The organism is Legionella stuttgartensis (assembly GCF_977063405.2).
In genome coordinates this window covers 95697-110395 of sequence record NZ_CDRUHA020000058.1, presented here as the reverse complement: position 1 = coordinate 110395, position 14699 = coordinate 95697, and the positions used below count along the sequence as shown (strand labels likewise).

Genomic DNA, 14699 nt, shown 5'->3' with positions numbered 1-14699 from the left:
TTATAAATTTCCTGGAGTCGATAAAGTATGTCTAAAGGACAATGCTTGTTGTAGATGAATTTTAGAAACCTGGCTGCTTTCATTTATGTCCGCTATAGTTCGTGCAACTTTCAATAAGCGATGATACCCTCGAGCAGAAAGTTTAAATTGCAGCATCGATTGACGTAAAAAATCCTGTTCTTGAGAACCTAATTCACAAATCTTTTCACAAGTATTAGCGCTTAAATAGGCATTCAAGCAATTTTGTCGCTCCACTTGTATTGATCGGACTTTGATAACTTTTTCTCGGATTAATTCACTTTGTTTCATGGGATTAACATTAGGAGCAACTAATTCTTCCTGGGTTAGCGCTTGGACCGAGATATGCATATCAATACGATCCATCAAAGGAGCAGAAATCTTCGCATGATAACGTTTAATACGATCAGGGCTGCATAAACAGTTTGCTTGAGGATTACCCCATTGTCCACATGGGCAAGGATTCATTGCAGCGATGAACTGAAATTGAGCGGGAAATTCTGTTTGTGCCGCGGCTCTTGAAATGCATACGGTTCCTGATTCAAGCGGTTGTCTAAGCGTTTCTAGAACTTGCCGGTTAAATTCAGGTAACTCATCAAGAAACAAAACCCCATGATGTGCCAGAGAGATTTCTCCCGGCTTAGGCGGGTTTCCTCCGCCAACTAAAGAGACAGGTGATGCGGTGTGATGTGGGGCGCGAAAGGGGGGTGAGCGCCAATTGCTAAAATCAGGTAATTTACCACGTATGGAATTGATGACCACACATTCCAATGCCTCTGTTTCAGATAATTGAGGTAATAAGGTATTAAATCGCTTTGCTAACATCGTTTTGCCGCTTCCAGGGGCCCCACTTAGCAAAATACTGTGACCACCACATGCTGCAATTTCCATTGCTTTTTTCGCATGAAATTGTCCTTTGATATCAGACCAATCCATAGTGTATTGTGTGGTACATGATTCAGGCTTGGGTGGGAGAGCGTGTAATGATGTTCCTTGGCAAAGGTAGCTGCATATTTCTCTCAAATTGTTGGCACTATAGATGTTTTGATAGCCGGTTAATGATGCTTCATGAGCATTGGCGCTGGCAATAATAAGTAAACTTTGGCTTTTATGCGCTGCTAAGACTGCAGGAATAATAGCGGAAATGCCTCGAAGTTCTCCACTTAAGGCAAGTTCTGCTATAAATTCGTGATTGGCTAATTGATTTTGGGGAATTTGATTTGATGCAGCAAGAATTCCAAGAGCGATTGGCAAATCAAAACCACTTCCTGTTTTGGGTAAATCGGCAGGTCCCAAGTTCACAGTGATTCTGCGGCAGGGAAATTCAAATTGACTATTAATAATCGCAGAACGAACTCGATCCTTACTTTCCTTTACTGCGGTTTCGGCAAGGCCTACTATTGTAAATCCAGGCAAACCATTTGATAAATGAACTTCTACTGACACGGGTTGTGCCAATATCCCAACAGTACTACGTGTTTTAGTAAATGCAAGATTCATTGCTTATTCCTGTGATGTTGGACTAATTGAGCGACAAAATTTCCTATTCGCCGCTTAAACTATTTTGTAATTATTTTTGATCTTTATTAAGCTGGGTCATTAATATATCGACTTGCTTTTGAAGTTGTTCTACTTTTTCGCGAGTTCGTGTCAGAACTTTGGTTTGTACATCAAATTCTTCACGAGTAATAAGTTCCATGTGAGAAAAGGCAGCTTGAAGCACTTCTTTAAATTTTTGTTGGATGTCTTTTTCAATGTTTTGTAGACTGGGGGGAAGAGCTGAAAAAAGTTTTTTTGCTAAATCATCAAATTGCTTGGGGTCGAACATAATCACTCCATGTTTGTTTTTGCAAAGAGTCTAACAAAAGTATAAACACAGCGGAATATATTATGAAAATGATTATGGCAATTATTAAGCCTTTTAAATTAGATGATGTTCATGAGGCATTAATGGAAATTGGAGTACCGGGAATAACCATTTCTGAAACGCGTGGTTTCGGACGACAAAAAGGTCATACTGAATTGTATCGTGGGGCTGAATATGTGGTGGATTTTCTTCCTAAAATTAAAATTGAATTAGCGTTACCAGATGATATGGTGGAAGCTGCGATTGAAGCAATTTGCAAGTCAGCATATACCGGTAAGATTGGGGATGGCAAAATTTTTGTTTACGAATTACAACAAGTGGTTCGCGTGCGTACTGGGGAAATCAATGCAGATGCTTTAACCTAAAAACTAGAATTATCCACCATACCAATAAATGGCGCGTTGGGTTATTACGGCGTTAAGCTGAATATCCCAAGGTTCTGGTTCGAGGTACTCATCGACACGTTGGAATTGGTACGCTACGCCAAGCAAAGGACAGTTTTCTTTGCCTTTAAAGGTACGATCGTAATAACCAGCACCCATACCAACACGATTACAGCGTACATCAAAAGCAACTAACGGAACAAAGACCAAATCCAGTTCCTCTACTGGGATTGCTAAATCAGGACTAACATCGGGCTCAGAAATCCCATAGCGATTTTTTTGAAAAGGGGTATCCGCTGTAGCAGGTAAAAAAGAAAGGGTTAAATCCTCATTGAGGACAGGGAAATAACAAATTTTCCCTTGTAAAAGCGCATTTTTCCATAGCTCATCTAAGTCAATTTCGCCGTTTATCGCAAAATAAAGTGCTATTTGCTTGGCATGGCGATATTGCTCCAGCAAGCGGATGCGGGTACAAACTTGAGTTGAAGCTGTGGCGCGATACGAAACAGATATCTTGGAGCGTATTTGTTTCATTGTATCTCTTAATGCCTTCTTGACGTAATCTGTCATAAGTTATCAATGTATTGTGCTTATTAAATTATCGATTCTTTATTGTAAAAATTCAAGGTATTGAAATCTTGGAAAAAATTTGTCACTCTCAAAATCACAGGGAATTGCTATTTTTAAAAAAAAAACTAGTCAAGACAAAAAAAATAAGGTATATAAGCCGTCCTGGTTTTTAGATCCTTTTGGATGGTTCTAGGTACAGTATAACTCATTGAGAGAATGGTATGAGTGATTTGTTTGAAGATGATGAAGATGCTGTTGTAGAAGTCGGAGAAGACTTCGGTGATGTTGATAGCGAATTGGATGTTGAAGCAGAAGTTACGGAAAATGTTCCTCGTGGTTTGGATGCACGTAGGCGATTGGAAAATATGTTGGACGAAAAACGTTTACGGGATGAACTGGACGATTTTGGAGACTATTAAACCCAATTCGTCAGTAATCATTTCGTAGTGAATCAACTGACAAATTAGGGTTAAGCACCGTTTATGATACGAACACGAGTACTCACAGAAGGGGAATGTAATTTTGCATTTCCAATAGATGATCGCATCTTTTTGGGCGAGGGGTTGTTTGAAACGCTCAGAGTAGAGGAAGCCAAGCCATGTTGTGCTTATTTGCATTGGCAGCGGTTAACTGATTCGGCGCGAAAATTGGATATCCCCTTCGATCTTTCCTTTGAGCATTGGTTAGAACATCTGCTCAATAAAATTAAGCAAGATAATTTGTATCAAGGTGGTATTAAAGCGATTTTAAGTGGTGGTTCTGCACCTAGAGGTTTAGCTGCACGAGGCCAGGTAAGCCAGCTTGCATTTCAAGCTTTTAATTATTCTATAGAAACCCATCCACAACGATTGGTTAGTGCGTCATGGCTAAGAGATGGGGCCAATCCTATATATCAAGTTAAATCAGTCAATTATTTAGAGGCGATACTTGCTCGTCGTCAAGCAATTGCGGCAGTTGCGGATGATGCTTTGTTTTTTAACTTGCAGCATCATGCGACAGATACTACATGTGCTAACTTATTTGTGATCCACGATAATTGTTTGCTAACTCCTCCTATAACAGATGGTGTGCTTCCTGGTATTACTCGCTCAAGAGTTCTCCAGCATTCCAAGCAACAAGATATAAATTGTATGGAGGTTTCTGTGACCAAAACAATGTTAAAGGAAGCGGAAGCCCTTTTTGTAACTAATTCCTTACAGGGTATTCGTCCTGTATGCTCTCTGGATGAAACTGTTTTTGCAGTGGACCATCCATTACTTAATCAATTATCTTCTTCTCTACATTTTGAAAACGGTAGTGATTAAAATGCAACAACTTGATAACACACAATAGCAAGAGAACTAGGCCTGCTATTAGAACTACATTATTTTTATAAAATACTTCTTGTTTTAAAACTCCCATTCCAGCATAGCCTAAATAGGTATAAACAATCTCAGCTGGAATAAGAAAAATAAAAGTAGTGAACAGATAAGGTCGGAATTTTATCGTGGTGATCCCTAAGCCATAATTAACTATATTAAACGGGATTATGGGAACTAAGCGCAGAAAAGCAACAATTACCCATCCTTTTTGCTCGACGGCTGAAATGAGTTTGCTTAACCTTTCTCCTTTTCTTTGGGAAAACCAATTATAAATCAAGTGTCGGGTAATTAAGAAAGAGAACGCGGCGCCACTTGTTGCGCCCAATAAGTTGAGTAGGGTGCCAAACAATGGACCGAAAAGCGCACCTCCAGCCAATGTGATCACCATAGTTGGCAAGAACAGGATGGTTGCAAGGCAATATACCACCAAAAAGAGAATGGGGGCAATCCAGCCAAGATGCTCAATCCAATTAATTATTTCAGTTGAATATTTATGAAAAAAAAAGGCAGTCGAAATGAGCGATATCAAAGCTAAAACAATGAAAATTGTCTTAATAGGATGAGTGACTCGATATTTCATAGACGTTATTTTTGTATGAGATAAATCTGTGTCTGTAATCGTACAGTCCTTAACAGTTCGTTAATAATGAAAGTCTATTACACCTGGTTATCGGTTGCAATCTTGAAAAATGATGATTGATTGGGTATAACCAAGAGCGGATTTTCATAAGAGAAACAAAAACATGGAACAAGTTATGTGGAAGGAACGACAAAAGCAGCGTGCTCGTAGATGGATTAGAGCAATTTTAGCCTACTGGTTTAAAGTGGAGCTGCGAGGAAATTATCAGCCGGAATCTAACTCAGTCATTATTGCCAATAGAACTTCGAAAATTGATTTACTTTTGCTTGCTGCTTTTTTACCTGAGCAATTGACTGTAGCGTTCCCTCCACGCTCAGCGGGTAAACTTTGGATGAAGATGATGATGCTTTTTGCGGATGTCATTGTCATTGACTCCACCAACGCTTTTGCAGCAAGAGCTTTAATCAAAGCCATACGAGAAGGGAAGCGTTGTGTTATTTTTCCTCAGGGAATAGGATTGCAAGAAGAGAGCTTGAAGGTTTTTGATGCTCCAGGAATGGTACTCCAAAAAGCGGGAGCCTCAGTGATTCCGATTCGTATCGATGGAGCACAACACAGTATTTTTTCTATAAGTAAAGATAAACATCGTATTCGTTTATTTCCCAAAGTTATTTTGCATGTATTACCAACACAATCCTATATTCAGGAGGATAATGCGCCTCTTGATCGAAATGCGATGAGTACTCGTTTGTTTCAATTAATTAGCGAGCTTACTTTTGAAAATAGCTATCAACCAATGCCAATGTTTGAAGCACTCATTCAAGGAGTCGTATTAGGGACAAAGAATAAAGCAAAAATTGAAGACTCTAATCGTGCGCCATTAACTGCCAAACAATTTCTTGCACGTTGTTTTATTTTAGGCCGACAAATCAAGGACCAAACTCAAGTAGGAGAACATGTCGGTGTCATGCTTCCTACCACGATTGCGGGAATGGTCACCTTTTTTGCTTTACATGCATATCGACGTATTCCAGCCATGCTGAATTTTAGCTTGGGACTTCATAATTTATTAGCTACTTGTGATGTTGCAGAAGTAAAAACAATTTATACGGCAAGACAATTCATTGATACAGCTAAACTGGACGACTTGGTCAAAGGATTACAGAATGCAGGGATAAAGATTTATTTCCTTGAAGATTTTAAGTCTTCCATAACATTAGCCAATAAGCTTTCCGGGATATTCAAGGGGATCTTTCCTTCTCGAGCATATCGATTAATTGGTAACCCGGTTTCTGCAGAGGATCCAGGAGTTATATTATTTACTTCGGGTTCAGAAGGACTTCCGAAGGGAGTTGTTTTAACGCATGCTAATTTACTGGCAAATTGTTGCCAATTAACTTCTCGAGTGGATTTTTCTTCTCGTGATAAATTTTTCGATTCCTTACCTATATTTCATTGTTTTGGATTAACAACGGGCGCAATTCTGCCACTAATACATGGAATTAGTTGCTTTTTTTATCCCTCTCCTTTGCATTATAAAATAATTCCGGGATTAATTTATCAAACCGGTGCTAGCATTATGCTTGGAACCGATACCTTTTTAACAGGTTATGCTCGAGCCGCAGAACGACATGATTTTAGTAGTGTACGTTATATTTTTGCTGGAGCAGAAAAAGTGAAGCCGGAAACAATTCGACATTGGATAGACACTTTTGGAGTAAAAGTTTATGAAGGGTATGGTGCAACAGAGGCTTCGCCAGTGATTTCTATGAATTGTCCTTTAGCTTCTATCCCAGGTAGTGTGGGGATGTTGCTACCTTCTATGGAAAGTCGGATTCAGCCTGTAGATGGCATCGCTGAAGGAGGCCGGTTAATGTTGCGTGGCCCTAATATCATGAAAGGTTATCTCTCTTCCGAAAAGTCGGGAGCGATTGTTACTCCTGAAGAGGGCTGGCATGATACGGGTGATATCGTGACTATGAATGAAGAAGGTTTTATTACTATTGCGGGCCGAGCAAAACGTTTTGCGAAGATTGCCGGGGAAATGGTTTCGCTTACTGCTGTAGAGGGTGTTGCTGCCTCAATTTGGCCTGAGTTATTGCATGCTGCAGTAAGCAAGAAAAGTCCAAAAAAAGGAGAGCAAATTATATTATATAGTGAGGCTGAAAGTGCAGATAAAACCAGCTTTGTTAAGCGAATAAAGGAACTGAGTTATTCGGAATTACTTGTTCCACATAAAATTGTTCCAGGAAGTAAAATTCCAGTATTACCTTCAGGAAAAATTGATTATGTAACCATTCAAAATGAATTAATTGATGAGTAATACGGTTTTAAAAGTGTTTAATACCACCAGGCATTATAATCAGTCTTAGGGCATGTGCTAGTCCCTGTTTGAATGCAATGTCCTAGGCCATCGTCACAACACTTCGTATCACAATTACTTAATAGAATAGATGAGCCCGCGATGATTAAGGCAACTATTATTTTTTTCATTTTTCTCTGCCTCACTTGATCATTTGTACCCTCTATGATTTTATGCTAGACCATGGGCAAGACGTTTTCCATTTTTTATTACTGATAATTTTTGTTTTTAAACAGATACATAGCAATTAAATAAAGTCAGCGGTACTATATTTTTTAAAAGCTAGGAGTATTTTAATTACAGGTATTTGTGATGCGACGAACATCTGGCTTTACCCTTATCGAACTCATTGTGATGATTTTGATTATTACCCTTGTGGCACTATTTTTTGGGATAAAAACTCCATCAGTATCACTTTACAGTTTGTCTTCCATAACAGAACAATTAAGACGTGATATACGTTATACTCAAACTTTGGCGACTAGTTTAAATACAAACTATAGTATTATTCTTTCAACAAATAGCTATACGATTGCTCCCAATCCTCCCAATGGCGCATACTCTGTGAGCATGCCTACAGGGATTACACTATCTTCGGTGAGCATTACCTTTAATTCAATGGGGGCGCCCGCATCAGGCGCTTCAATCACAATTACAGCATCTGGAGTCGGTACCAACACACTGACAGTTTCTGCAGAAACGGGGTTCGTGAATGGGTAAGCAATCTGGTTTTTTAATGATGGTTATTGCTGTCTTACTTGTTGTAGTGGGTGGGCTTGCTACAGCCTTTGTTTCGATGATTGTAAGTGGCACTAATTCAACCATAAGTACTATATCTGCAAATAATGCTTTTGATTTGGCTAAAGCTGGTATTGAAAATGGCAGTTACCAATTATCACTTGGAGCGTGCAATAATACATGGAGCTCGATTGTCACTGTTACGGGGCAAGGGGAATACCAATACAGTTGCAGTCAAAACCAAGCCACCACAACGATTACTAGTACGCTGACGGCTACTTCTTCATCAATGCAACTTGCTTCTGTTGCCAATTTAGGTGGTTTTGGAGCCATAGCTATTGATTCAGAAATTATTTTCTATGATGGGATAAGCGGAAATACCTTGCTCAATTTGCGACGAGGACAAAATGGTACAACCGCGGCAGCCCATCTTTCTGGCGCAACTGCCAGTCAGTCACAATATATAATTAGCAGTCAAGCTGGTGCCCCTTCTCTAGATGCGCCTAATGGCAAGGTAACGCTCTATCAAGCAGTATTATTGTCTCAAGGAGGAGCTTATTATGCTGTGGGGACTCAAGGTTCAAACGGTGTTATTCTCAAATATGATGGCACTTCGTGGTCAACAGTACTGACAGCCCCTGGTGTTACCCTTAGAGGGGTAGAAATTAGCACTAATTATGGCCTGGCTGTAGGTTCTTCGGTTATTAACTTGGGCTATATCTTTCGATTTAATGGAAGCTCGTGGGCTTTATTAGGAACGGTTATCAATGCAAATTTTATCGCAGTTTCTTGTGATGCCCCTAAATATCCAACTCTTTGTTGGATAGTAGGACAAGGCAAAAGCCCACAGTGGCCACTGATGTATTATACGGGGATTGGTCTACCTTATAGCACGAATGGTATGGGGAGTGTCCCAGTCTCAAGTGTGAGTTGTGCTAATGATATTTGCATGGCCACTCTTCCTAATGATGTTTATATGTTTCCGATAAATTCTACTAACCCATTTGGCAATCGGACTAATATAGGAGGTACTTTAAATGACATTGACTGTGTCCAATCGAATAGTTGTGTACTTGTACGCAGCATTGGCGCGGTACATTATTTTAATGGCGTTGCATGGAGTAATGCGTTTAATATTAGTAGCCAGTCGCTTAATGAAGTGCACTGCCCGAGCACGGGTAACTGTATGGTGGTAGGAAATAATGGAGTCATTTTTAATTGCAGTATTCCTATTACCTCTAATGCATCATGCGTAGCTCAAACATCTCCTGGAACACTGAATTTATTGGGAGTGCATTGTAATGCCGCAAACGACTGTTTAGCTGTAGGTGCGGGTGCTGTCGCGTACCGCTATACAGGCGGGGCTTGGACTGCTATTTCACTTCCTACGAGTTTTACTCTTAATTCTGTCAGTGGGTTAGGCTCGGGAACTGGGGCGGGAGTAGTCCCTACTGTATTGCTTAACCAATGAGGGAACGGTATGTCAAAGCAGAAACAGAGCGGTTTCTCTATCATTGAGCTGATAGTTTTTATAGTAACTATAGGGATTATTGTAAGCGGATTGTTGATTGGGATAAATCAAGCACAACGTTACAGCGGTATACCTAGAGGAACACCTCAAGCAAGTTTTTTAGCCAATGCACGTATGCAAATAATATTAATGAACCGTGATATAAATGGTTATACAGGCCTAGACGATCCATGTACTAGTACACCAAGTCTTGATATCTGTATGGCATTATCGAATTATGCATTAGAAAACGATTTTGTTGTCAGTGATCCTACTATTTTAGGCTCCAATCCCAAAGTAATTACCCTGAATGTAACGGGTTCCGGGAGCGCTACCATTAATGCAAGGGTCTATAATTATGCGAACAACTAAAGGATTTACTCTCATTGAAATGTTGATTGTGATGATTATCACAGGTGTGGTTTTGTCTGCAGTATCTCTTATGTTAAGTGCGGGGTTTACTAACTATTTTACAGGAGTAAAAGTTACTGCGTTGACCAATCAGGCAACGATGGCTATGGCACGCATGACTAAAGAGTTACAACAGGCAAATCGTTTTTCAACAATTAACCCAACCAATATGACATTTACCACCACCGATGGTTCAACTATATCTTATAGTTGGTCCAGTCCGATTTTGTTAAGAACAGGTGCTTCAGCTCAGACACTCAATAACCAAGTGACTCGCTTTTCTCTCACTTATTATCAATCCAATTTTACCTTAACGACAACATTGACGGCGGTTCGTGCTGTAACAATCGATATGACTTTAAGCAATGGTAATGAAAGCGTTCCTATGATCAATACAGTGTACTTAAGTAATATGTCATAAACAATTTTCCGACCTTAAATTATCAATTTTTTTCAATCGACAATCGTATGTAGCTCAGTTTATACTGCCATTCATGAACAATGATCAGGATGATCCATGTTTGGATTGGGTAAATTTAAATCGCCTCAACCTCTATCTTGCTTTCTTAGTGAGTTCGGATATTCACTTGTGGGCTTAACTGATAATCAGCACATCCTTTTTTGTGAAGAGCATTATTCTTCTGAACCATCTCCTGTTTATATTGCTAAATGCTTAGAAGACGATGTTAATAAACATCATTTAGTTGGACGCCCATGCCAAGTAATTCTTTCCCCAAGCTTATACCAGCTGCTATTAATAGATACCCCCGAAGTTCCTGAAAATGAACTCGCAAAAGCATTACGTTGGCAACTTAAAGGTTTAGTCGATTATCCCTTAAATGATATCGTTGTAGATGTTTTTACGGTACCCCCACATGGTGCGGGCAGCAAAAGAAAAAAAGCTTTTGTTGCGGTGACATTACAGTCTGCATTACTCAGTCACATATCGATGATGGAAAGTTGTCTATTAAATGTTACTGGAGTGAGTATTAGTGAGTTGGCTTTAAGCAAAATCTTATCTCTTGAGCCAGTATCGACCACAGCGCCACTCATCGTCATTAGTTATGATGATGAGAACTGTCAACACCATGTATATTACATGGGAGACTTGTATCTGTTTCGTACCTTACCTATGAGTAAAACCATTATACAACCCAATAATTCTAAAAATCAGGATATGTTATTGGAAATTCAACGTAGTATTGATTATTGTTTAATGGAACTGAAACTTCCTGAGCCAAAACAAATTTTCTTCACGCCCAGTTTTTATAAGGCAGCAGATTTATTTGCCTATTTACAAGAAGAACTTAATAAGGATGTAAGGTTATTAGATATTAATTCGTTTTTTTCGTCTAAACCCATTGCTCCCGAAACTCTGGAAAAGGTTTTCTATGCTATTGGTGGTGCCCTAATGCTTCTAGATAGGGAAAGTAGATCATGAGTCAATCGATAAATTTTCTCAAGGGTCTTCCTAAAAGTACCAGTCGATTAACTGCCTCATTAATGGGGTGGATTGTCCTTATTACCTTGGTTACTTTAGCTATTATCTCAATAGTTCTTGCGTTAATTAATTTCCAAACTTATAAATCCTTTAGGAGGACTCAAAAGAGCTTAATGCACGCACAAGCCGAGTACAATAAATTGGCGAAGACCTATCCGTTGCTCGTCAGCGATATTCCTTTTGTAGCCCGCGTTAAAACCCTTGAGAAAAAACTGCAAGCTAAGAAAATTGAACTTAACTCCTTGGAGCATCTTGTTGTTCGGCGCGGATTTTCTGAATATATGTTTGATTTAGCTCAAACAACATCAAATACTTTATGGCTAAATCAAATTCAAATTGATCATGATGCTAATAGTATTACCTTAAATGGGTATGCCATTCGTCCTGATTCAGTATCGGAACTGATGAGTCAATTATTAACGACCAATTCTTTTAAAAATGTCATCTTCAATTTATTTTTTGTAAAAACGATTAAAAATCATCCTTATTTGAAATTTTCTATTGCTACCCATGCGCTCGGTCCCCAGGAGGAAGCAATTACTGAACAAACTGATCAAGCTAAAAATGCCCAGGGAGTAAAGTGAATGGATTTAAAGTTCTTTTATTCAAAGCAATTATATTTAGTAAAACAAAAAATTGATCATCTGAGTGAGCGCGATAGAATCTTGTTACTCTTCATTACCATAATCGTTTTTATTATTTTATGGTTTTTTGCTGTTGTAAAGCCAATAATAAATTCAAAACATCACAAAGAACAACAAATCCAAAAGATAAACGAACAGCTTACTATATTGACACAGAAAAAGAAGATCGTTGAAATTTTGATCAGCAACCCGGAAACAGTAAAAGTTATTACTCATATTAGAGACTTATCTACTGAGATTACGAGTCTCGATAAAAAACTCATCCATTATAATAAGCGTTATATTGCGGGACGTGATTTAGCAAAGCTACTGCATGATATGTTGAAACAAACAATGGGGGTAACTATTGAGAGTTTTGCTACGGTTGCGCTACCACCAGCACCTCCTCCTCCTGTGAACCAACAAACAAGTGATGCAGCACCATCTAAAACGCCTCTAGTTAAAACGCCAGCACTTCCATCAACCATACAAGCGAATCATTATCGCCTAGTTATGCGGGGCACTTATTTCCCTGTGATGAGGTATTTGCAACGTCTGGAACAATTACCATGGCAACTCTATTGGGACAAATTTGATTATACGGTAACAAAATATCCGGAAGGATTGGTAACGGTCGATTTTTATACTTTAAAACCCCAAAGTGCTCAACTGATAATAAAAAGAGGGCAAAATCAATGAGCATAAAAAAACAATTCATTATCTTTTACTTTTGTTGTTTTAACTTAATGAATATCGGTTATGCTGCATTATATGATCCAACAAAACCGATTATAAGCCCATTAGTTCATGAATCATCAATAGATGAGGATGATTTTAATTTGCAAAGTATTTTGATTGGGCCAATGCGGCGATTGGCTATGATTAATGGTCAAATTGTAGGAACAGGCAGTAGCATTCAGGGCGCTCGTGTTCTTGCTATTGATAAAAATCATGTGGTATTGTTCTACGCTGGACATAGAAAGATTCTATATTTATTTGGCAAACGCTTGTGGAAGACTCATTGATGAGAAGAGGGATCATAGTAGCAGTTTCTTTATTTCTTACTGCCTGCAACACTCATGCTCCCATAAAGGGAACTGCTATTGATGAGATGAATAAAGTGATGCAACAAGGCGTTGCTAATAATAAAATAATCATGAGAAAAGATCATACTAAGGGGCGAGGAAGCCCGGTCAGAGCATTACTTCCAAGCTTAAAAATCCGTGATGCACGATCCCGAGGTGGTCCCCAACGTTTTGATATAGCGGTTAAAAATGTGCCCGCCCAAGCCTTTTATATGGGATTGGTCGCGGATACTTCAACCAATATGGTGGTGAGTCCTGAAATTAAAGGCAATATTACCTTAAGCATGAAACGGGTTACTGTAGAGCAAGTCCTCCAAGCATTAGAGGATGCATATGGTTATTCCTTTAATGCTATTCCGGGTGGATATGAAATTTTACCTAACACGTTAAGAACCCAGATTTTTAAAGTAAATTATCTTGAATTAGAACGAAAAAGTCGTTCAAGCATGACGGTAAGTTCGGGTGAAGTGACCAATGCGGGCTCTCCTGGAGGCCCAGGTGGCACAGGAACCTCAGTTTCTGGTGGAAATATTTCTGGGGTACTAAGTAATGGAAATCAAAACTATAGTGCTGTCGTTGGTGATGTGGAAACCAAAAGTAATATCGATTTTTGGAAGTCACTTGAAAATACCGTCAAAAAGATGGTAGGTAAAGAGGATGGTCGCACTGTAACGGTCAATAAAATGGCTGGCTTAGTTGTTGTCCATGCTGCACCTCGAGAGCTCAAACACGTCGAACGTTATTTGGACATGGTGCAAAACAGTATGGACCGACAAGTGATTCTGGAAGCTAAAATCCTGGAGGTCAATTTGACCAATCAATTCCAAATGGGAATTGATTGGAAAATTTTTGGAGCAAGGCTCAACGCATTAAGTAATTTCCCAGAAGTTGATATTTCTCAATCGAGTTTCCCTAAAGCGTTTGATATCGACATTCACTGGAATCCTCAAGATTTTACCTCGGTGATTCAAGCATTAGAAACTCAAGGAAACGTTCAGGTTCTTTCAAGCCCACGCGTTACTGCCATGAATAATCAAAGCGCAGCAATAAAAGTAGGATTTGACGAATTTTTTGTAACTAACGTATCCCAAAATCAAAATATTGTCACTTCGAGTCTTGTGACTCAACCGATGTTAAATGTTAACTTGACTCCGTTTTTCTCGGGTATTACGTTGGATGTTACACCACAAATTGATGCAAATGGTCAAGTTACTTTACATATACATCCTACCGTAAGCTTGGTGAAAGACCAACGCAAAGTCATTGATTTAGGAACTCAAGGTGGGATATTGGATTTACCTTTAGCCAATAGCACCATTCGTGAATCAGATACTATGGTACATGCTAAAAATGGCCAAGTAGTGGTTATTGGTGGTTTGATGCAAGATACAACTACGGAAGGAATAGGGCAGTTGCCTTGGTTTGGTAATATCCCGTTTTTAGGCACTTTAGTGCGCGCGACAAAACAAGACTCTCAAAAAACGGAGCTTGTCATTTTATTAAGACCAACTATTGTGAATGGAAGAACTACTAATAAAGACATTACGGTAACTGCGCGGCGCGTTTCTAGTCTCAAACGTGGTTTCCATATTGGTGGTAGACCTGATATTTATGGTACTCAGGGAGAGGTACCTATTATGTTAGGTCCAAAAACTACTGAGAACTTAGGTACGCGCTAAAAGGGAGAAGC

The 14699-nt window shown here is 39.1% G+C and carries 18 protein-coding genes; 13 read left to right on the top strand and 5 right to left on the bottom strand.

Annotation, left to right across the window (positions count from 1 at the left end):
- Complete coding sequence (locus ACWTEW_RS17290) at positions 1 to 1518, bottom strand: YifB family Mg chelatase-like AAA ATPase (RefSeq protein WP_454782904.1); 1518 nt, start codon at positions 1516 to 1518, stop codon at positions 1 to 3.
- 70 nt (positions 1519 to 1588) lie between these two features.
- Positions 1589 to 1846 (bottom strand): accessory factor UbiK family protein, encoded by a 258-nt coding sequence (locus tag ACWTEW_RS17285; protein ID WP_454782903.1) that lies wholly within the window; start codon positions 1844 to 1846, stop codon positions 1589 to 1591.
- A gap of 62 nt (positions 1847 to 1908) precedes the next feature.
- Here ACWTEW_RS17285 and ACWTEW_RS17280 point away from each other — a divergent pair, with 62 nt between their 5' ends.
- Positions 1909 to 2250, top strand: coding sequence for a P-II family nitrogen regulator (locus ACWTEW_RS17280; RefSeq protein WP_003635241.1), 342 nt, complete (start codon positions 1909 to 1911; stop codon positions 2248 to 2250).
- A gap of 9 nt (positions 2251 to 2259) precedes the next feature.
- Here ACWTEW_RS17280 and ACWTEW_RS17275 read toward each other — a convergent pair whose 3' ends face one another.
- Positions 2260 to 2838 (bottom strand): 5-formyltetrahydrofolate cyclo-ligase, encoded by a 579-nt coding sequence (locus ACWTEW_RS17275; protein WP_454782902.1) that lies wholly within the window; start codon positions 2836 to 2838, stop codon positions 2260 to 2262.
- Positions 2839 to 3059: 221 nt separating this feature from the next.
- On the opposite strand from ACWTEW_RS17275, the gene ACWTEW_RS17270 reads away from it, so the two are divergent.
- Together ACWTEW_RS17270 and ACWTEW_RS17265 are read left to right on the top strand one after the other, a co-directional pair.
- Positions 3060 to 3257, top strand: a complete 198-nt coding sequence (locus ACWTEW_RS17270; protein WP_454782901.1) for a PA3496 family putative envelope integrity protein — start codon at positions 3060 to 3062, stop codon at positions 3255 to 3257.
- Positions 3258 to 3320: 63 nt separating this feature from the next.
- Complete coding sequence (locus tag ACWTEW_RS17265) at positions 3321 to 4142, top strand: aminotransferase class IV (RefSeq protein ID WP_454782900.1); 822 nt, start codon at positions 3321 to 3323, stop codon at positions 4140 to 4142.
- Here ACWTEW_RS17265 and ACWTEW_RS17260 read toward each other — a convergent pair.
- On the bottom strand, positions 4096 to 4779 hold the full coding sequence (locus ACWTEW_RS17260) for a TVP38/TMEM64 family protein (RefSeq protein WP_454782899.1): 684 nt from the start codon (positions 4777 to 4779) through the stop codon (positions 4096 to 4098). The genes ACWTEW_RS17265 and ACWTEW_RS17260 overlap by 47 nt on opposite strands.
- Before the next feature lie 163 nt (positions 4780 to 4942).
- On the opposite strand from ACWTEW_RS17260, the gene ACWTEW_RS17255 reads away from it, so the two are divergent.
- A complete protein-coding gene (locus tag ACWTEW_RS17255; RefSeq protein WP_454782898.1) occupies positions 4943 to 7102 on the top strand; it encodes an AMP-binding protein in 2160 nt (719 codons plus the stop codon).
- A 17-nt stretch (positions 7103 to 7119) separates the two neighbouring features.
- Here the strand turns inward: ACWTEW_RS17255 and ACWTEW_RS17250 are convergent, their stop codons facing one another.
- Entirely contained in the window at positions 7120 to 7272 is a 153-nt protein-coding gene (locus ACWTEW_RS17250) for a hypothetical protein (RefSeq protein WP_158618887.1), read from the bottom strand.
- Positions 7273 to 7453: 181 nt separating this feature from the next.
- On the opposite strand from ACWTEW_RS17250, the gene ACWTEW_RS17245 reads away from it, so the two are divergent.
- The 9 genes from ACWTEW_RS17245 (at position 7454) to mshL (ending at position 14688) form a co-directional block, all read left to right on the top strand.
- Positions 7454 to 7861, top strand: coding sequence for a prepilin-type N-terminal cleavage/methylation domain-containing protein (locus ACWTEW_RS17245; RefSeq protein WP_454782897.1), 408 nt, complete (start codon positions 7454 to 7456; stop codon positions 7859 to 7861).
- Complete coding sequence (locus tag ACWTEW_RS17240) at positions 7854 to 9350, top strand: hypothetical protein (RefSeq protein ID WP_454782896.1); 1497 nt, start codon at positions 7854 to 7856, stop codon at positions 9348 to 9350. Before ACWTEW_RS17245 ends, ACWTEW_RS17240 begins: the two co-directional genes overlap by 8 nt.
- A gap of 9 nt (positions 9351 to 9359) precedes the next feature.
- Positions 9360 to 9761, top strand: a complete 402-nt coding sequence (locus ACWTEW_RS17235) for a type IV pilus modification PilV family protein (protein ID WP_454782895.1) — start codon at positions 9360 to 9362, stop codon at positions 9759 to 9761.
- Entirely contained in the window at positions 9748 to 10221 is a 474-nt protein-coding gene (locus tag ACWTEW_RS17230; RefSeq protein WP_454782894.1) for a PulJ/GspJ family protein, read from the top strand. The genes ACWTEW_RS17235 and ACWTEW_RS17230 overlap by 14 nt, the downstream gene beginning before the upstream one ends.
- Positions 10222 to 10317: 96 nt before the next feature.
- Positions 10318 to 11241 carry a hypothetical protein gene (locus ACWTEW_RS17225; RefSeq protein ID WP_454782893.1) on the top strand — a complete coding sequence of 308 codons (924 nt, stop codon included), beginning with the start codon at positions 10318 to 10320 and terminating at the stop codon, positions 11239 to 11241.
- Positions 11238 to 11885, top strand: coding sequence for a PilN domain-containing protein (locus ACWTEW_RS17220; protein WP_454782892.1), 648 nt, complete (start codon positions 11238 to 11240; stop codon positions 11883 to 11885). Before ACWTEW_RS17225 ends, ACWTEW_RS17220 begins: the two co-directional genes overlap by 4 nt.
- Entirely contained in the window at positions 11886 to 12623 is a 738-nt protein-coding gene (locus ACWTEW_RS17215) for a hypothetical protein (protein ID WP_454782891.1), read from the top strand.
- On the top strand, positions 12620 to 12949 hold the full coding sequence (locus tag ACWTEW_RS17210; protein WP_454782890.1) for a hypothetical protein: 330 nt from the start codon (positions 12620 to 12622) through the stop codon (positions 12947 to 12949). Before ACWTEW_RS17215 ends, ACWTEW_RS17210 begins: the two co-directional genes overlap by 4 nt.
- Complete coding sequence (gene mshL / locus ACWTEW_RS17205; RefSeq protein WP_454782889.1) at positions 12949 to 14688, top strand: pilus (MSHA type) biogenesis protein MshL; 1740 nt, start codon at positions 12949 to 12951, stop codon at positions 14686 to 14688. Before ACWTEW_RS17210 ends, mshL begins: the two co-directional genes overlap by 1 nt.
- Positions 14689 to 14699 lie beyond the last annotated feature (11 nt).